The sequence below is a fragment of the Knoellia sinensis KCTC 19936 genome, from assembly GCF_000768705.1.
GTDB lineage: Bacteria > Actinomycetota > Actinomycetes > Actinomycetales > Dermatophilaceae > Knoellia > Knoellia sinensis.
On record NZ_AVPJ01000016.1, the window covers coordinates 23,856 to 41,083 of the forward strand.

Annotated in this window: 17 protein-coding genes; 6 read left to right on the plus strand and 11 right to left on the minus strand. The window is 68.9% G+C overall.

The genetic code is table 11. The features are described 5' to 3' along the window. The first annotated feature begins 158 nt into the window (after positions 1-158). Both N802_RS19670 and N802_RS16040 read left to right on the plus strand, forming a co-directional pair. Positions 159-1,376, plus strand: coding sequence for a serine hydrolase domain-containing protein (locus tag N802_RS19670; protein WP_156971465.1), 1,218 nt, complete (start codon positions 159-161; stop codon positions 1,374-1,376). Positions 1,377-1,443: 67 nt separating this feature from the next. Further along, on the plus strand, positions 1,444-3,240 hold the full coding sequence (locus N802_RS16040; protein ID WP_035918177.1) for an alkaline phosphatase D family protein: 1,797 nt from the start codon (positions 1,444-1,446) through the stop codon (positions 3,238-3,240). A 40-nt stretch (positions 3,241-3,280) separates the two neighbouring features. On the opposite strand, the gene N802_RS16045 is transcribed toward N802_RS16040, so the two are convergent. Continuing rightward, positions 3,281-3,658 (minus strand): YybH family protein, encoded by a 378-nt coding sequence (locus N802_RS16045; protein ID WP_035918179.1) that lies wholly within the window; start codon positions 3,656-3,658, stop codon positions 3,281-3,283. 99 nt (positions 3,659-3,757) lie between these two features. Between N802_RS16045 and N802_RS16050 the strand changes: the two genes are divergently transcribed. Both N802_RS16050 and N802_RS16055 read left to right on the plus strand, forming a co-directional pair. Further along, positions 3,758-4,093: a P-loop NTPase family protein gene (locus N802_RS16050; protein WP_035918181.1), complete on the plus strand. Its 336-nt coding sequence runs from the start codon at positions 3,758-3,760 to the stop codon at positions 4,091-4,093. A gap of 46 nt (positions 4,094-4,139) precedes the next feature. Then, on the plus strand, positions 4,140-5,135 hold the full coding sequence (locus N802_RS16055) for a DNA topoisomerase IB (RefSeq protein WP_035918182.1): 996 nt from the start codon (positions 4,140-4,142) through the stop codon (positions 5,133-5,135). A 115-nt stretch (positions 5,136-5,250) separates the two neighbouring features. On the opposite strand, the gene N802_RS16060 is transcribed toward N802_RS16055, so the two are convergent. From N802_RS16060 to N802_RS21020, 4 genes are read right to left on the minus strand one after another with little or no spacing between them, the layout of a single operon-like run. Then, positions 5,251-5,775 (minus strand): GNAT family N-acetyltransferase, encoded by a 525-nt coding sequence (locus tag N802_RS16060; RefSeq protein WP_035918184.1) that lies wholly within the window; start codon positions 5,773-5,775, stop codon positions 5,251-5,253. 4 nt (positions 5,776-5,779) lie between these two features. Then, positions 5,780-6,487 (minus strand): M50 family metallopeptidase, encoded by a 708-nt coding sequence (locus tag N802_RS16065; protein ID WP_035918187.1) that lies wholly within the window; start codon positions 6,485-6,487, stop codon positions 5,780-5,782. 59 nt (positions 6,488-6,546) lie between these two features. Next, a complete protein-coding gene (locus N802_RS16070) occupies positions 6,547-7,737 on the minus strand; it encodes a N(5)-(carboxyethyl)ornithine synthase (protein ID WP_035918189.1) in 1,191 nt (396 codons plus the stop codon). Continuing rightward, positions 7,721-7,855 carry a hypothetical protein gene (locus tag N802_RS21020; RefSeq protein WP_281175151.1) on the minus strand — a complete coding sequence of 45 codons (135 nt, stop codon included), beginning with the start codon at positions 7,853-7,855 and terminating at the stop codon, positions 7,721-7,723. Before N802_RS21020 ends, N802_RS16070 begins: the two co-directional genes overlap by 17 nt. Positions 7,856-7,986: 131 nt before the next feature. On the opposite strand from N802_RS21020, the gene N802_RS16075 reads away from it, so the two are divergent. Continuing rightward, the gene (locus tag N802_RS16075) at positions 7,987-9,207 is read left to right on the plus strand and encodes an ABC transporter substrate-binding protein (RefSeq protein ID WP_052110059.1); all 1,221 of its coding nucleotides are present in this window, start codon (positions 7,987-7,989) and stop codon (positions 9,205-9,207) included. A gap of 70 nt (positions 9,208-9,277) precedes the next feature. Continuing rightward, the gene (locus N802_RS16080; protein ID WP_052110060.1) at positions 9,278-10,750 is read left to right on the plus strand and encodes an MFS transporter; all 1,473 of its coding nucleotides are present in this window, start codon (positions 9,278-9,280) and stop codon (positions 10,748-10,750) included. A gap of 102 nt (positions 10,751-10,852) precedes the next feature. Here the strand turns inward: N802_RS16080 and N802_RS16085 are convergent, their stop codons facing one another. The 6 genes from N802_RS16085 to N802_RS19675 all read right to left on the minus strand — a co-directional run bounded on the left by N802_RS16085 (position 10,853) and on the right by N802_RS19675 (position 17,076). Then, positions 10,853-11,473 carry a GntR family transcriptional regulator gene (locus tag N802_RS16085; RefSeq protein ID WP_035918191.1) on the minus strand — a complete coding sequence of 207 codons (621 nt, stop codon included), beginning with the start codon at positions 11,471-11,473 and terminating at the stop codon, positions 10,853-10,855. Between the two features lie 60 nt (positions 11,474-11,533). Next, positions 11,534-11,956, minus strand: a complete 423-nt coding sequence (locus tag N802_RS16090; RefSeq protein ID WP_035918194.1) for a VOC family protein — start codon at positions 11,954-11,956, stop codon at positions 11,534-11,536. A gap of 59 nt (positions 11,957-12,015) precedes the next feature. Further along, positions 12,016-13,548, minus strand: a complete 1,533-nt coding sequence (locus N802_RS16095) for a multicopper oxidase family protein (protein ID WP_245613980.1) — start codon at positions 13,546-13,548, stop codon at positions 12,016-12,018. A 19-nt stretch (positions 13,549-13,567) separates the two neighbouring features. Next, on the minus strand, positions 13,568-14,083 hold the full coding sequence (locus tag N802_RS16100) for a hypothetical protein (RefSeq protein ID WP_052110062.1): 516 nt from the start codon (positions 14,081-14,083) through the stop codon (positions 13,568-13,570). Positions 14,084-14,203: 120 nt separating this feature from the next. Beyond that, positions 14,204-14,848: a response regulator transcription factor gene (locus N802_RS16105; protein WP_035918196.1), complete on the minus strand. Its 645-nt coding sequence runs from the start codon at positions 14,846-14,848 to the stop codon at positions 14,204-14,206. After that, on the minus strand, positions 14,845-17,076 hold the full coding sequence (locus N802_RS19675) for a sensor histidine kinase (RefSeq protein ID WP_052110063.1): 2,232 nt from the start codon (positions 17,074-17,076) through the stop codon (positions 14,845-14,847). Before N802_RS19675 ends, N802_RS16105 begins: the two co-directional genes overlap by 4 nt. Positions 17,077-17,228 lie beyond the last annotated feature (152 nt).

A 17,228-nucleotide genomic window follows, 5' to 3' on the forward strand; every position in this document is an offset into this window, starting at 1 on the left:
TGCACAGCGCCCCTTGAGGTTCCCCGGCGAGGGCTCGGGGCGAACGTGCTCCGCTGCCCGGAAGCGACAGAGCCGGTGCTCCGGTCGAAATCGTTCCTGCTTTGAGGAACCGAAGGCACCTCCCGTGAGTCGTTCTTGTGGACGAAGGGAGGTGTCGCGTGAGCGACGTCGAGATCCGGGACCTGTATGCCGCGTCGTACCTGCGGCCTTTGGTAGTCAGCCTGATCCTTCTGGTGACCGCGTGTGGCCCGGGCACGCCGAGCGATCGTGCCTCAACACTCGGCGCAACACCCGCCGCATCATCGAGCCAGCAGGCCGCGGATTTCCCGGTGTACGCCTTCGCCAACATCAGTGCGGAACCTGTCTCGCAGGAGCGTGCCGAGGAGTTGCGCGCAGCGCTCGTCGAAGCGAGCCAACGGCTCGGCGGGGCGGGCATGTCAGCCACAGTGTTGTCGCCGGCTGGCACGTGGAGCGGAGCTGTCGGCAAGGCGGACAGCAGCCGGCCCCTTGGCGTCAACGATCAGTTCGCCATCGCCAGCGTCACGAAGACGCTGCAGGCCGCCCAGGTGATGAAGCTGGTCGAGGGCGGCAGGTTGCGGCTCGATGATCCGGCGCAGAAATACCTTCCGGCAGACCTCAACTTCGACACCAACGACGCGACGATCCGTCAGCTGATGGGGATGCGCAGCGGGCTCCCGGACTACTGGCCTGCAATCGAGCCGCTGGTTGCGAGCGATCGACAGCGAGTCTGGACCACCTCCGACCTGCTGGCCCAGGTCCCAGCAGGGCGCACGCCAGCGGGCACGACGCACGAGTATGCAGACACGAACTACCTGTTGCTCCAGCAGGTGATCGAGAAGCTCACTGGCCGCACGGTGGTCCAGGCCATGCGCGATGGCGGCGTCCTCGACATCGATGGGATCGAGCGGCTCGTCTATCAACCGGATGAGCGACCGTCGGCACCCATGGCGCTCCCGAACGCCATGTCCCCAGCTGAGTGGGAGAAGGGCGGTGGCTACCTCCCCTCGATCGCCTCCGCGACGGGGTACAACCAGTTCGCCACGAACTCCCTGTCGCTGGCGCATTGGTGGCAGGCGCTCTGCTCAGGAAAGCTCGTCTCCCAGGACTCGCTGACCACGATGGCGACCTTCGTCGATGACTACGGACTTGGGATGTTCCCCATCGCCGACCCGTACACCTCGTTCGGCCACCTCGGGGCGGACATCGGCTTCATCGCGTCGGCAGGCTGTCTGCCCGACAGCGGGTCGGTCGTGGTGGCCCTGAGCAACACCGGGGTCAAGGACGCCGCCATGATGCTTCCCTTGGTTGAGGCCGCAGAGTCTGAGGCAGGCACAGGCACAGGCACCAAGCCGTGAGTCGGGAAGGTCGAGGGTTCTCGCGGAACGGGCCCGCGCCACCGCACTGCGGGCGTAGCGTCCAGCCATGACGACCCAGACCGTCGACCGCCGCAGCCTTCTCAAGGGCGTGGCCGCCGCGACCGCAGCCCTCGCAGTGCCCCGCGCGTTCGACCCGGCCGCTGCCGCCGCGCCAGCCGCGAAGGGCGTCTTCGGCTATGGCGTCGCCAGCGGCGACCCGACCGCAGACGCCGTGGTGATCTGGACCCGAGCGACACCACCACCGAGGCGCAAGGGCGACCCCGTCGCTGCACCGGGCAGCGGTCTCGGCGCGTCGATCCCGGTGCGCTGGCAGGTGTCTCGGAACTCCCGGTTCACGCAGGTCGTGGCGCACGGCATGGTCATGACGAGCGCGGCCAGCGACCACACGGTGAAGGTCGACGTGGCAGGGCTCGACGCCTACACCCGCTACTACTACCGCTTCCAGAGCCTCGGCGAGTTCTCCCCCATCGGGCGCACCCAGACCGCCGGCGACATCGAGGGTGAGACGCATGCCCTGCGCATGGCCCTCGTCAGCTGCAGCAACTACACGGGCGGGTTCTTCAACGCCTACCGCTCCATCGCGGAGCGCGACGACCTCGACTTCGTCCTGCACGTCGGCGACTACCTCTACGAGTACGGCAACGGAGCCGACCGCTACGGCCCGGACTCGCTGGTGGGCGTGCGTGACAGCCAGCCCGCCACCGAGACCATCGACCTCGAGGGCTATCGCCTGCGCCACGCCCTGCACAAGGCCGACGCCGACCTGCAGGCCGCGCACCGCCAGCACCCCTGGATCACGATCTTCGACGACCACGAGGTCGCCAACAACGCGTGGGCGTCGGGCGCAGGCAACCACCAGGGCTCGGAGGGCGACTACCTCGCCCGCCGCGACCAGGCCATGCAGGCCTACCTCGAGTGGATGCCCTTCCGACTCCCCGACCAGTCGCAGTCGACGCCCCACCGCGGGACCCGCTTCTTCCGCCGGTTCACCTTCGGCGACCTCGGCGACCTGTCGATCGTCGAGACCCGGCAGAACCGCAGCGCCCCGATCACTGTGCCCGGAGTGCCGTTCGAAGGCCGCGTGCCGATCGGCGTCAACCCAGCGATCGACGGGGCCCTCGCGCATCCGGGGCGTCACCTGCCCGAGCCGGAGCAGCTCGACTGGATGAAGGACGGCATCGCCGAGCAGGGCCGTCGCTGGCACCTCTTCGGCAACCAGGTGATGGTCTCGCCGGTGCTCTACCCGGGCGCTGTCCTGGGCGCTCCCGGTCTGACGTTCGTCAACGCCGACCAGTGGGACGGCTACACCGCCGACCGGACGAACCTGTTGACCCACGCTGCCGCTCAACCCAGCGCCGTCGCCGGCGACCTTGTCGTGCTGACCGGCGACATCCACGCATCCTTCGCCTGCGACCTGCCCGTCGCCGCCTCACCCGGCAGCCCGTCCTACACCTCCGCCGGCGTCGAGTTCACCTGCCCCAGCGTCAGTAGCGACGGCTTCTTCGAGGTCCTCGGCGGGATGCCGCAACTCGCCGGACAGCCGCCCGAGGTCGTCGCCGCGGCGACCCGTCAGGCCATCGGTGCCGCCCAGCAGCTCAACCCGTGGCTCCGCTACGTCGACGGCATCGGTCATGGCTACGCGCTCGTCGACGTCACGCCCGAGCGCGTGCAGGTCGACTACCACCACACGCCGGTGCCCACCAGCGCCCGACCTGATCCGCGCATCGTGCCCGGCCTGGTTCCGACCTATGCCCGCAGTTTCCAGACGCTCGCCGGAAGTCGGCGCGCGACCTCCGCAGTGGGTCCGGTCGGTCCGCGATCGGATCGTCCGACGGGCGCCTGAACTCGGCTCCGAGAGCCACGGGGCCTTCTTGTTCAGCCTGTCACCCGTGCCCGTCGGGCTGGTCCGGCGCGAAGGGCCACTCCTCGAAGAACTCGGCTCGACCGTCCGGGGTGAACGTCACGACCCAGAGGTCGCGCCACCTCGAGTGCGTGTAGGCGACATCGACGCGCAGCACGGCGGTGTCGCCGTCGAGGGCCACCACCTCATGCGTGAACGTGAAGGCCTCGTCCGGACCGTCACGCTCGGCCTCCCACCATGGCTCGATCTCCGGCAACCCATGGAGAGGTGCGGCCCAAGGGGACGGTGAATAGGTCGCGTCCGGCGTGAACAGGTCGGCCAAGCGCTCGGTCCCCTCAGTGCGCCACGCGGCGAGGTAGTCGGCCACCCAGGTCTCGACCGATGCGCGATCCGTCGTCATGAACCCGAGTATCCACGTCCCTCCAGCATGGGCGGGACTCCGCACCGGGCCATTGTGGACTGCCGCTTCGGGGCGGAAAATGGTCCCGAGGTGAGCAGGATGGACAGCACCCTCGGCATGGTCGCGCTGGCGCTGCTGTCTGCCCTTCCGGCGGTGGTCGCGGCCGTCCGGCGGCGACGGCCCGCGGAGCCGCTCCCGCCAGTCCTGCTCGGCCTCGAGCTGGCCCGGATGGCCGAGCACGTTCGGCTCGTCGAGGAGGGCAACCAGCCGAGGAAGGCCGAGCGCCTGGCGGCCAGCACCCTCGCCTACGACCTCGTGCTCCGGGACTACTGCCGCAGCGTGGACCTCCCGGTGCCCGAGGGTCACGGAACCCTGTCCCGCAGCCAGCGGTTCGAGTTGGAATCTGCCCTCATCACCCACGGCCATGACTGGTGAACTCTCCGCGGCCGCTGACCCCTGCTGACCTGCGACGATCGAGGGCATGACCCGACTGCGCACGGTCTCACCGCAGGATCGTGGCTGGACGCGGCGCCGCGCCGGCAAGGGCTTCACCTACGTCGACGACGCGGGCAAGCGACTACCGCAGCGGGAGGCCGACCGCATCCGCTCCCTCGCGATCCCGCCTGCTTGGGAGGACGTGTGGATCTGCCCGGTTTCCAACGGTCACCTCCAGGCCGTCGGCACCGACGACGCCGGCCGTCGCCAGTACCTCTACCACCCGGACTGGCGCGCCAAGCAGGACGAGTTGAAGTTCGACCGCATCCTCGATGCGGCCGCCCAGTTCCCGAAGGTGCGTCGACGCGTGACGCGCGACCTGCACCGATCCGGTATGCCGTCCGCCCGAGCCAGCGCTGTCGCCGTGCGTCTGCTGGATCTCGGGTATTTCAGGATCGGCAACGACGTCTACACCGACGTCAACGGCTCCTTCGGGCTCACAACGCTCGAGCGACAGCACGTGCGCTCGGTGGGCAAGGATCTGCGCTTCCACTTCGAGGGCAAGGGTGGACTCGACCAGCAAGTGACTGTGCGCGACAAGGACGTCGCTGCGGCGATCGCCGAGATGCGCCGGCGACGCACAGGTTCACAGCGGGTCCTCGCCTATCGCACAGACTCGGGCTGGGCGGACCTGGAGGCCGCCGACGTCAATGCCTACCTCGCCGACGTGTTCGACGCCGACATCACGGCCAAGGACTTCCGCACCTGGCACGCGACCGTCCACGCCGCTGCGGCGCTCGCCAGCTCACCGGAGCCAGGCGACACCCAGACCTCACGCCGCCGCGCGATCAAGGACGCCATCGAGCAGGTCGCCGACTACCTGGGCAACACCCCGACCATCGCCCGCAACTCCTACGTCGACCCCAGAGTCATCGACCACTACGAGAGCGGCGAGACGATCGCCGTCCCCAAGGCGTCGGGGCGGTCTCCGCTCGCGCGCCAGGCCACCCTCGAGAAGGCCGTCCGAAGCCTCCTCGCGTGAATCTCCCACGGTTCCAGGGGCAGGCCGGCCCCCTTCGACTTTGTGCCCCATTGGGACCGTTCCAGCGAAGGCTCGGCGCCCGCGGTTCGGTCCCAATGGGGCACAAAGTCGGTTCTCAGGCTGAGTCGTCGGGAGGAACGGCCACGGGACCGATCGCCCGTTGCATCCACAGCGCGTCGCGCCACGAGCCGTGCTTCCAGCCCACCTGCGTGTGGACGCCCACCTCGATGAACCCCAGCGCCTCGTGCAGACCGACGGCAGCAACGTTCGGCAGCGGGATGAACGCGAACGCGCGCGTGAACCCCTTCCTCGAGAGCCGGGAGAGCAGCGCGGTGTGGAGCCGCTTCGCTCCTCCCGTGCCATGGCGCCCCGGCTCCACCCAGATCGCGACTTCGCACGCGTAGCGTTGCGCCGGACCTTCGCGATAGGGCCCCGCCTGCGCGAATCCGACGACGTAGCCCTCGTCCTCCAGCACGAGCCAGGCATGCTCGCGCGTGGCCGCTGAGATGCGCTCGGCCATCTCCGCCCGGGTCGGTGGATGGGTCTCCAGCGTCGACGTCCCCGCCGTGACGTAGGTCGAGAAGATCTCGGCGCACCGCTCGGCATCCTGCCCCGACGCGTCGCGAATCTGCCCGCCCATGGGCTCAGGTGAGTTCGAGGACGAGTCGGATGGCGCCCCACGACGCTGCCGCCAGCACCGCGACGAACGTTGCGTTCCACAGGAAAGCGGGTATGCCGGTCAGTTGCCTGAGAACGTTCGAGTCACTTCCCGGGTCGCGTCGTCCGCTGCTCGAGGCGAGCACGCCGAGGTGACGCCAAGCGCCGATGAGGAGGACGAACCCGGTCGCGACGACGGCGAGTGCCTGAACCTCGTCATCCCTCCACCACCACAGCGCCCCGATCGCAGCCCCCGCCGCAACCACGGTCACGAACGTCCCTGCGGAGCGCACGAAGACGAGGACGAAGACCAAGGTGAGGAGGGACGCGAAGAGCAGGAGGCCGGCATACCCGGAGGTTGTCGCCCACAGCATGAGGAGACCGACGAGGGCCGGCATCGGATAGCCCGCCCACGTCGTCACGATGCGTCCGAATCCGCGCGCCGGCCCGACGGTCACGGCGTGGCCGGACATGTCGCCGCGCACGACGAAACCGGTGAAGCGGCGGCCCGAGAGGATGCCGACGATCGCGTGGCCGAGTTCGTGCACGAGGGTCACGGCGATGCGTAGTTGCGACCAGACCGGCGGGACGAGGACGACGGCGAGGGCCGCGAGGCCGGCCGTGGCGACGGCACCGGATGGCAGGCCGGGGGTCGCGGCGGCGAGGCGGGTGCTGAGCTCGGTGCCGACGTCCATGGGCGCCGACCGTAGCCGCTGCACCTGTGCCCCTGCCCGGTAGGTGAGGCTTCGGGCGGTCAGGTGGTGCTGGAGGTGTCCGGCGTCGGTGGGCGGACGGCATACGGGTGGGTGTCTTCGCGGTTCTGGAACGCGAGGATGGCCGGGTTGCGGATCTCGCCGTCCTGGATCTCGATGGCCCGCTCGATCGTGGGCGCGGCAGCCCACGCCTCCGGACCGGACAGGACCGTGCGCAGGTGCGGCAGGAGCGCCTCGCTGTTGACCCAGGTCGCCGAGTTCCAGAGGTAGGACGGCGTGTGGTCGACGGCGTAGTAGGTGATGTTGTCGCCCACGACGAACGTCGGCTCCTCGAACGACGTGGGGCGGGCCCAACTGAAGCCCATGCCCTCGTCGCACGACACGTCGACCATGAGACTGCCCGGTCGGAAGAGCTCGAGGTCCTTCTCGGAGAGGAACGTCCATGGAGCATTCGGGTCCTGGAGCACGCAGTTGACGACGATGTCGTTGTCCGCGAGGTAGGGCGCGAGCGGGAGTGGCCCCTCGGTGGTGACGACAGTCGTCTGTGACGGGTCGTCATCCTGGTCGAGGTGCACGATCTCCACGGAGTGGATCGGTGACGCCACTGCCGCCACGGGCCGATGCGTCAGCACGCGGACGTCGGCGATGCCCTGCGCGCTCAGCCCGGTGACCGCGCCACGCGCCGTCGCGCCGAAGCCGATGACGACCGCACGCAACTTGCGCCCATAGGTGCCGGTCCTGCCCAAGAGGGAGAGGGCGTGCATCACCGAGCAGTAGCCGGCCAGCTCGTTGTTCAGGTGGAACACGTGGAGGAGGAAGCGTCCGTCTCGAGCCCAGTGGTTCATCGCCTCGAACGCGATGAGCGTCTGTCGGCGGTCGATCGCCTTCTGGGTGAGGACGGCGTCCTGGACGCAGTGCGGCCACCCCCAGATGACCTGTCCGTCACGAAACTCGGCGAGGTCCTCGGCCTGGACCTTGGGGAGCAGGATGACGTCGCACTCGGAGATGAGTTCGGCGCGGGTCCGGACGCCGCCGAGCGCGGTGGCCAGCGTCTCGTCGGACACCCCGAACGGCAGGCCGTAGCCCTCCTCGACGAAGATCCGTGACCTCAGGTCCCCGTCGATCCGGTCGACGTGCTCCGGGTGGATCGGCAGTCGGTGCTCGTTCTCCTTGCGGGAGCGGGCCATCACCCCGAGGGTGAGCAGCGGGCTCGACTCAGCGCTTCTTGCCATGCAGGGTCGTCTCGATTCCGGAGGTTTCGGTGCCCTTGGCCTTCTTCTCGGCCCGCTTCTCCTTGATGGTCTTGCCGGACTTCTTGGACATCGAGTGACGCGGTGACTTGTCGGACATGATCAGTCCCTTGGTAGGGAGACCCGGAGGGTCCCGCTCCTGCGGACACTACGCCCCTGCGAGCTTCCGGGGGCGGGTCATCGAAGCGGTTGACGCATACGATCACTCGCGACATCGATCGGAGAAATGCCATGACGCATCGCCACCGGCTCGGCCTCAGCGCCTGCGCAGTCGCCCTGGGCCTGACCCTGAGCGCCTGCGGCGGCGCCACCGAAGGCGGCAGCGACGTGGGGGTGGAGGACGGCGCCAAAGAGGCCATCAAGGTCGGAATCCTCGCCGACCTCAGCGGCGACACCGGTGACGTCGGCACGCCCTACAACGAGGGCATGCTCGGCTACATCGACGCGCTCAACGCCAAGGGCGGCATCGACGGTCACAAGATCGAGGCGATGTCGAACGACTACGCCTACAAGCTTCCCGAGGCGGAATCGCTCTACACCCAATACGTCAAGGACGGCGCCGTCGCGATCCAGGGCTGGGGTACGGCCGACTCAGAAGCCTTGCGCGCCAGGGTCGCGGCCGACGAACTGCCCTTCATGTCGGCGTCCTATGCAGAGGCCCTGACCGACCCCAAGGTGTCGCCCTACAACTTCGTCGTCGCGGCGACCTACTCCGACCAGATGCGCGTTGCGCTGGACTGGATCGCCAAGGACTCCGCCAACCAGGGCCAGGTCGCGGTCTTCCACAACGACAGCCCCTTCGGGACGGCGCCCGTCGCCGACGGTGAGAAATGGATCGACGAGAAGAGCCTCGGGCTCGGCTACACGGCGTACCCGATGCCGAAGGAGCCGAACCAGGTCGGTCTGCTGACCCAGGCCAAGACTCAGGGTGCGCGGTACATCGTGATCCAGGACGTCTCCTCGCAGGCCGCCCAGGTCGCCAAGGACATCAAGGCTCTGGGCTTCGACATGAAGGTCGTCTGCCTCAACTGGTGCGCCGACGAGCTCTTCATCAAGTCCGCGGGCGCCGAGAACGCCGAGGGCACGATCTTCGTCCAGCCGTTCGCCTTCCCCTCTGCGGCCAAGCCGGGTCACGCCGACATCGAGACCTACCTCAAGGCCAAGGGCTCGTCGCTCGCCGACAAGGGCGTCCACTACGTCCAGGGTTGGGCGACGATGGACGTCATGGCCGCGGGCATCGAAAAGGCCCTCAAGGATGGCGAGGAGCCCGACGGCCCGAACATCAAGAAGGCTCTTGAGTCGCTCGGCTCGACCGAGACCGGTGGCCTGATCGGCGCCGGGTCCGTGGAGTTCACGGCGGACTCGCACCGCGGCAGCACCGGCACGGGCGTCTATGAGGTCAAGGCGGGTCAGGTCACCGAGCTTGCCGCCAACGTGACGCCGGGCGCATGACCTGGGACTGACTCCGCATTCACCCGGGCGCGGGGTGTCGTATTGGGTCGGGCCCGTTCGTGGAGGAGGTATGGAGACCTTCACCAGCCCCGCTGCCACCGCCACCGCCGCCGCCACCGCCACCGCCACGTTCCACCGACTGCTCGGCAACACCCTCATCGCGAACGTCACGAACACCTTCCTCTGGTTCGCGCTGACGTTCTGGGCCTACCTCGAGACGCGCTCCGTCATCGCGACCTCGATCGTGTCGGGCCTCTACATGCTCTTCGCCTCGCTCAGCGGCACCGTCTTCGGCGCCATCGTCGACGCCCACCGCAAGAAGGTGGCCATGGCGGCGGCCGGAATGGTGACGCTCACGGCATACGGAATGGCCGCAGGCCTCTACCTGGCCGTCCCGACCGAGCGGGTCACCGACTGGAGCGGTCCGTGGTTCTGGGTCTTCTCGGGACTCGTCCTCGCCGGCGGTGTCGTCGGCGGCCTGCGCGGCATCGCCCTCTCGACCACCGTCACCCTCCTCATCCCGGCCGACCGCCGCGACAAGGCCAACGGTCTCGTCGGCACCGTCGGTGGTGTCGCGCACGTGACGACGAGCATCTTCAGCGGCCTCGCCATCGGGTTCCTCGGCATGGGCGGCACCCTCGTCGTCGCGGTCGCACTGTCGGCGATCTCGATCGGTCACCTCCTGACCATCCGCATCGACGAGCCGGCACCCGCGCGCCTGAGCGCCAACGGCGAACGTCAGCGGATGGAGTTCGGCGGCGCGATCGCCGCGGTCCGCGCCGTCCCCGGTCTCGCCCAGCTCATCGGCTTCACCGCCTTCAACAACCTCATCATGGGTGTCTTCATGGCGCTGGTGGACCCCTACGGCCTGGAGCTCTTCTCGGTCCAGGGCTGGGGCATCGTCCTCGGCGTCACTGGCTTCGGCTTCATCCTCGGCGGCATCGGTGTCGCCCGCTTCGGCACTGGCCGCAACCCCGTCCGCACCCTTCTGCGCGCCAACGCCCTCATCGCGATCATCGGCATCCTCTTCGCGCTGCGGGACTCGCAGGTACTGCTCATCGTCGGCATGTTCGCGTTCATGCTCGTCATCCCGCTCATCGAAGGGTCCGAGCAGACGATCCTCCAGCGCGTCGTCCCCTTCGAGAAGCAGGGCCGCGTCATCGGCTTCGCCCAGAGTGTCGAGCTCGCATCGACGCCGGTGTCGGCGTTCATCGTCGGGCCGCTCGCCCAGCTGGCGCTCATCCCCTGGATGGAGTCGACCTCGGGGCAGTCGACGTTCGGCTGGCTGCTCGGGTCGGGTGAAGGTCGCGGGATGGCGCTCGCGTTCGTCCTCGCCAGCACGGTGTCCTTGATCGCTGTGGTCGGCGCGTTCTCGACCGTGGCCTATCGCCGACTTTCCCGCTCGTATGCCGTCTCGCCCGCTTCCGCCCCCACCTCACCCGCCGCCGTGGCTGGCGTTGCGTCCCTTGCGTCAGCGGAGACGGCTGCTCTAGCAACCATTGGCACTGACGCTCCGGGTGAGTTTGAGCCGGTTCCCGCCTGATCCCGCGGACTCAGCTCCGACTTTGTGCCCGATTGGGACACGCTCATCGGCCGTAGGCCTCCGTCAGCGTGTCCCAATCGGGCACAAAGTCGAGAGGTGGGGTCAGGTGCGAGGGGTGGTCTGCTCGATGTGGGTGGCGAGGGCGGAACGGAGCGGCTCGGCTCGACGGCTCCGGAGCAGTTCCACGAGTTCCTCGTGCTCGCGCACCAGCCCGAGCATGTGGCGCTTCGTGGTCGCCTCGCCCAGGCGGCCGAGCCGCACGAACGCCCCCAGCTGTCCGAGCATCCGCGACAGGGTCGGCATGCGTCCGGCGCCTGCCAGCGTCAGGTGGAACTCCTCGTCGAGGCGCAGGAACACCTCGGCCTCGCCGGCGTCGGCAGCCCGCCGCTGCTTCAGCAGGAGCAGGTCCAGCCGGTCGAGATCGTCCTCGCCCCTCAGTTCGCACGCCGACTCGACCGCAGCACCCTCGAGCGCGACGCGGAGCGTCGTGATCTCCCGCCGGTGCTCGGGCGACACATCGACGACGAGCAGTTGGCGGCGAGGTCCGGTCTCGAGGAGGCCGTCGCTCTGCAGGCGGCGCAGTGCCTCACGCACCGGCGTCCGCGACACCGAGTGCTGCTCGGCCAGGGCACCCTCGTCGAGCGGTGAGCCGGCGGGCAGGGACCCCGACATGATGTCGGTGAGCACTGCCTTCCGGACGCGGTCAGCCTTGGTCGAGGTCACGGGCGTGACCCTACTTCGAGGCGGACCCTGGTGAAGTCGCGCGGGCAAAACGCGCGAGCGTCACTTGGCGAAGATCTGTGCCTCGTCGGCGAAGGCCTTGAACTCCATCGCATTGCCCGACGGGTCGAGGAAGAACATCGTCCACTGTTCGCCCTTCTGGCCCTCGAACCGGAGGTACGGCTCGATGACGAACGTCGTACCGGCCGCCTTGAGCTTGGCCGCGAGCGCGTGGAAGTCAGGGATGGCCAGCACGGCGCCGAAGTGGGGCACGGGCACCTCGTGGTCGTCGACGTGGTTGTAGCCGGCCGGACCGGGGTGGGTCGCCACCTGGTGGGTCACGACCTGGTGGCCCCAGAAGTCCCAGTCGATCCACTGCTCGGCCGAGCGACCCTCGGACAGGCCGAGAATGCCGCCATAGAACTCGCGGGCGGCGGCGATGTCCTCAACGGGGATGGCGTGGTGGAAGGCGGGGCGGGCGGTCACGGCATACTCCTCAGTGTTGTGTGCAATAAATCCAATTGTATACATAAATCCCTGAGAGGTCACTCGGGCGTGTTGTGCACGTCCCCGCCGATCACGAACGGCGACGTCACCCCGGCATAGGCCAGGTGCGCCACGAGTCCCTCGCGCGCGTGTCGGAGGTTGTGGCAGTGGTCCATCCAGATGCCCGGGTTGTCGGCCACGAACGCGATGTCAAAGGACTCACCATCCTCGACATTGAGCGAGTCGACCCACCAGGGACTCCCGGATGCACGAATTCCGTTGCGGGACAACACCACTGCGTGATGCCCGTGGAGGTGCATGGGGTGAACCTCGCCGGAGTCGTTGACGACCCGCATCCGCACGACGTCCCCCTCCGAGACCATGAACATCGGGACATCGGGATACATCTGGCCGTTGATCGTCCACCACATCCCCGGCTTGCCGTCGAGGAAGCCGAGCCGTCGCCCGATGACGTAGTCGAAGCTCCGGGTCGCGGCCGCCGGGTTGAAGCCCAGCGGCGCAGGGGTCCCGTACGACAGCAGCTCCACCTCCTTCGCCGGCGCCCTGGCCGGGGTCGGGGCCGGTCCATCCCCCACCACGAGTGACGCGCCGGCCACCTGCAGTCGCACCGCTCCTCCGCGGGGAATGGTGACCTCGAGGTCGGCCCTTCCACCGGCGGTCACGAGAATCGACCGGTCCTCGACGACGCCCGGCTCGTTCAGATCCCGTCCGTCGACGGCGACAACCTTGTATGCCGTGCCGGTCACCCAGACCGGCATGGGTCCCGGGTCCGTGTTGATGACTCGAAGGCGAACGGTGCTGCCCGCAGGGGCGGCGACCCGTGACTCACCCGCGAGACCGTTGAGGGTCCGTTTGCCGCCGTACGTGTGGGAGAGAGCGATGACGTCGACCGGGGGTGCGGCCGCCTCGACGGTGCTCCCCTGTTCACCGTCACTCGGCGCGACGACGAGGGCACCCAGCAGGCCACCGCGGACCTGGGGGTCGGAAACCTGGTGCGAGTGGTACCAGTACGTCCCCGCCTGCGCGACGAACCGATAGACGTGCCGCCCCCCGGGCAGGATCGCGTCTTGGGTGACCCCCGCGACGCCGTCCTCGGCGTTCGGCACGTCCACCCCGTGCCAGTGCAACGTCATCCCCTCAGTGACGTTGTCATTGCGAACACGCACTTCGATCAGTTGCCCTTCCACGGCCGTGATCGTGGGACCAGGGGTCTCGCCGTTGAGTGCGAACCCGTCCACCGTCCCACCGTCCGGCAGGCGAACCCTGCCCTGGGTGGCCACGAGGTCGACGACGACATCAGCGCGCAGGGAGGGATCGGTGACGAGGGACCGGACCGACGTCTCCCGCGCGGCCGTCGCCGCACCCGGCGCGATGGCCCCGACCGAGCCGTGGCCCGCGTGCCCCCCAGCCGCGCTGCTGACCGTCCGCCCGAGGTCCACCGTGCCCATCGACATGACGTTGTAGCGGTCGGGCAGCCGGCTCGAGAACCACGCGGCGGTGACGACGAGCGCCAGGGCTGCGACGAGGACCATGGATCCCCACCGCAGCAGCCGGCCCAGCGGTCGCGTCACCACCGCGTCCTCGGCCATGTCAGTGCTCGGCCGAAGTCAGTGGCGCGTCCCCGGCCACAGTGGGCGGCATGGCGGCAGCGGAAGTGCCGCCGGCATCGTCGTTCACGTCGGCGGTGTGACGGGCGATGACCATCGCCGCCGCGAAGATGAGCAGTGCGTTGAGGCCGTGGATGAAGCCGAGCAGCGGCAGGTCGCGAATGCTGTAGGCGATCATGATCTGGACGAAGACGAGCCCGAACAGGATGCCGGCGTTGCGCCGGGCATGCGGCAGTCGCGCCCTGAAGGACACGCCGAGCAGCGCGAGCGCCGCAAGGGGGATGAGCATCCCGCCGTTGATGCCGTGGATCATGAATCCGAAGACCTCGGGCCACGGAGCCTCACCGCCGGCCCTGGCCGCTTCGACGAGGGCCTTGTCGACGACTCCACCGTTCTCGATGAAGCGGCTCTGGCCACCGACACCCCACGCCATGGACGCGGCCTGGAGCAGGACGAGCCCTGCGATCACCCACCCGAGAGTGGTGTATGCCTTGCGCATGTCTGCCTCCCTGCTCACGTCGGGTCCGGCACGTGCGTCCGGACGCGGACCGACAAGGCTCAGGGTGGGCGGCAGGTGTCCCGGACGTCATGGGCAATGTCCCGGGCAGGCCCGGGAACTTCAGGTCAGTCCCGCGTCGCGCGCCGCAGCGATCGCGCCCGATCGGTCGGCCACGCCGAGCTTCGCGAAGACCGACGAGGCGACGTTCCGGACCGTCTTGGGACTGACATCCAGGTATGCCGCGATGCCGGCGTTGTCGCGTCCCTTCACCATCAAGCCAAGGACGTCTCGTTCCCGCGCCGTCAGGTGGGCGAGGGGGCCGTGCTCGCGCTGGAGGGTGGCGAACCACGAGGCGAGCCGGGTCGCCAGAGCCGGGGAGAGGACTGCCCCGCCTTCGGCGACAGTGCGGATCGCGCTGATGACCGAGGTGGGCGCGGCCGTCTTGACGAGGTATCCGCGGGCACCCGCCTGCATCGCTCGGAACACGAGGTCGTCGTCATCGGACATCGTGAGCATGAGGACCGCCGTCCCGGGTGCCGCTGCGACGATCTCGCGGCAGGCCGCGACCCCGTCGAGGTCGGGCATCGTGAAGTCGAGGACGACGACGTCGGGGTGGAGTCGGCTCGCGAGGTCGATCGCCTCCCGGCCCGTCCCGCCCTGGCCGACCACGTCGATGTCCGGTGCTGTCGCGAGCAGGCCGGCCAACCCCTCCCGGTAGAGCGGGTGGTCGTCAACCAGAACGACGGTGGTGCCCTGCTCGCTCATGTGCGGTGTTCCTTCCGGCCCTCTGGCGCTGCGGTCGGGAGTTCGGCGCGCACGATCGTCCCACCCTCGGGTCGCGGCCCGAACGTGCAAAAGCCACCGAGTTCCGCAGCCCGCTCGGCCATGGAGGTGAGGCCGACACCGCGAAGGTGGGCGGACGGCATACCCACTCCGTCGTCCTCGACGACCACGACGAGACGGTGCGGTTCGCGCGACAGGCGCACGGTGCAGGTGGTCGCCTTCGCGTGTCGGGTCGTGTTGTCGATCGCGCTACGGACGATCCGGTATGCCGCGACCTCGGCTGCCGCAGGCAGCGGCGCCATCGCGTCGTCGTCGAGTCCGTCGACGGCCACCTCGATCGCGAGATCGGGCGAATCCGCGATGAGGCGGATCGCAGCGACCAGGCCGAGCTCGTCGAGGGCCGGAGGCCGCAGGTCGTAGGCGAGGGAGCGCAGTGACTCGGCCGACTGTGCTGCGGTTCGCGCGATGCCACCCAGCAGGCTCTGGGCGTCGCTGATCGCCGAGGGGTCCGACAGGGCACGCCGGGCGGTCTCGGCCTTGAGGGCCAACGCGGCCATGGTCGGACCGATGTCGTCGTGCAGCGTCCTGCGCAGAGCGCGTCGTTCCTCCTCGCGAGCTGAGACGATGCGCTCCCGCGACGACTGCAGGTCGTGAGTCATCCGCTCGGCGCGGAGGCGGCCCCCGAGTTCGCGAGCGATGTCGTCGAGGAGTCGTCGCTCCGTGCGGGAGAACCGGTCTCCCCTGCCGCGGCGGGCCACGACGAGGTGGCCGACGACCTGGTCGGACCATGCCGTGGGGAGTGCGACGACACCGTTGGCGAGGGACTTCGGATTCCCGGAGCTGACGGTGCCCGCGCTCTCGGGCTCGATCCCGACGAACGGAACCCGGAGGGAGCGGCGGACCTCCTCGGCGACCGATGCGAGCGACCTGTTCGGATCGGCCACGTGCGCGGCAATCCTGCTCAGGGCGACATAGGGCTCGTGGCGATCGCCATAGAAGGCCCGGTTCACGAGGCGCTCAAGGCGGATGCGGAGCGGGTTCGCGCCGAGGGCCACGACCACGGCACCGACGGCGACGAGTGGGCCGTCCACGACGGAGCCGAAGATCGCCGCCAGCGTCGCCGTGACCAGGAGGTAGGTGGCGACCGCCGCGAGGAGGAGCAGTGAGTGGACGATCGTGCGGGTCAGCACGACATCGAGGTCGAAGAGCCGGTAGCGCAGCATCGCCACCGCCAGCCCGGCAACGGTGATGAGGCCCGGGGTGCCGATGAGCACATTCGGGAGGAGTGCCTCACCGGTGAAGAGCTCGGGCACCATCCAGATGCCGAGGACGAGGCTCGCGGGGATGAGCACCGAGCCGGCCACCCAGAGCATTTGTTGACGGGCGACGTCCGACTGGTCGGAGCGGAGTACCTGGCGGACGCGCACGACGAGCAGGGCCACGGCGGTGAAGACCGCGAGGACGGTGAGCGACGACTGGACGACGATGGAGGTGCGGACCCAGCCGGTGAAGGTGGGGCGTTGGAGGGCGCCAGCGGCGAGAACCACGGCCAACCAGACCGCGGCCGGCGCCAGCAGGGCGACCCACGTGAGCCGTGTGAGTGAGCTCCTCTCCGTGGCGCGACCGGTGGTGAGCGGCGTGGGGAAGTGCAGGATGGAGGCGAGGAAGCCTCCGGAGGACAGGAGGAACCCGCCCTGGACGTTGGCGAACCACAGCCACCTCGCGACCCCACCGAATGCCGCCGACGGTGGGAGGCCGGTCATCGTGGCGAAGGTGCTGCCGAGGAGTCCCGCGGCGAAGACGGCCAACGCGGCAGGTGCGGGTGCGCGGGGTCGGCGGCGGACGACATACAGAGCAAGGGCGAACATCGCGACGACGAAGATCATCGTTGATGCGGACTGACCAATCCGCTGTGCGACAACGGTTCCCGGCGCGTTGCGAGGAAGCGTCACCCGAGAGCCGTCCTCGAGACTGAGGGACACCGTGTCGGACGTGACACTCGCCGCGATGACGGTCTGGCCTTCGGTGAGCTGACAACCGCTGGGGACGTTGGGGCGGACGCCGGTGTCCGTCCAGGCGGATGCCGAGGGCGCGAGCCAGGCGCATTCGGACGGGTACGAGAGGCGCCAGACGCCGAAGGCGACGCCAAGCGCGAGAAGGGCGATGGCGACGACATGGAGCGGCAAGGCGCGAACCTCTCCCTGGGCCATGTCCCGAATGATCCTCGCGCCCTCCGGTGTGTGTCAGCCACTCACCCGGGTTGCTCCTGCCCGCTGAACCCGTTGGACGCGCGTGAACTGCACTTGTGGCCGAGCGCAGGTCACGCAAAGGTGGGGCAGGACAGACCCACCACTGATCGAGG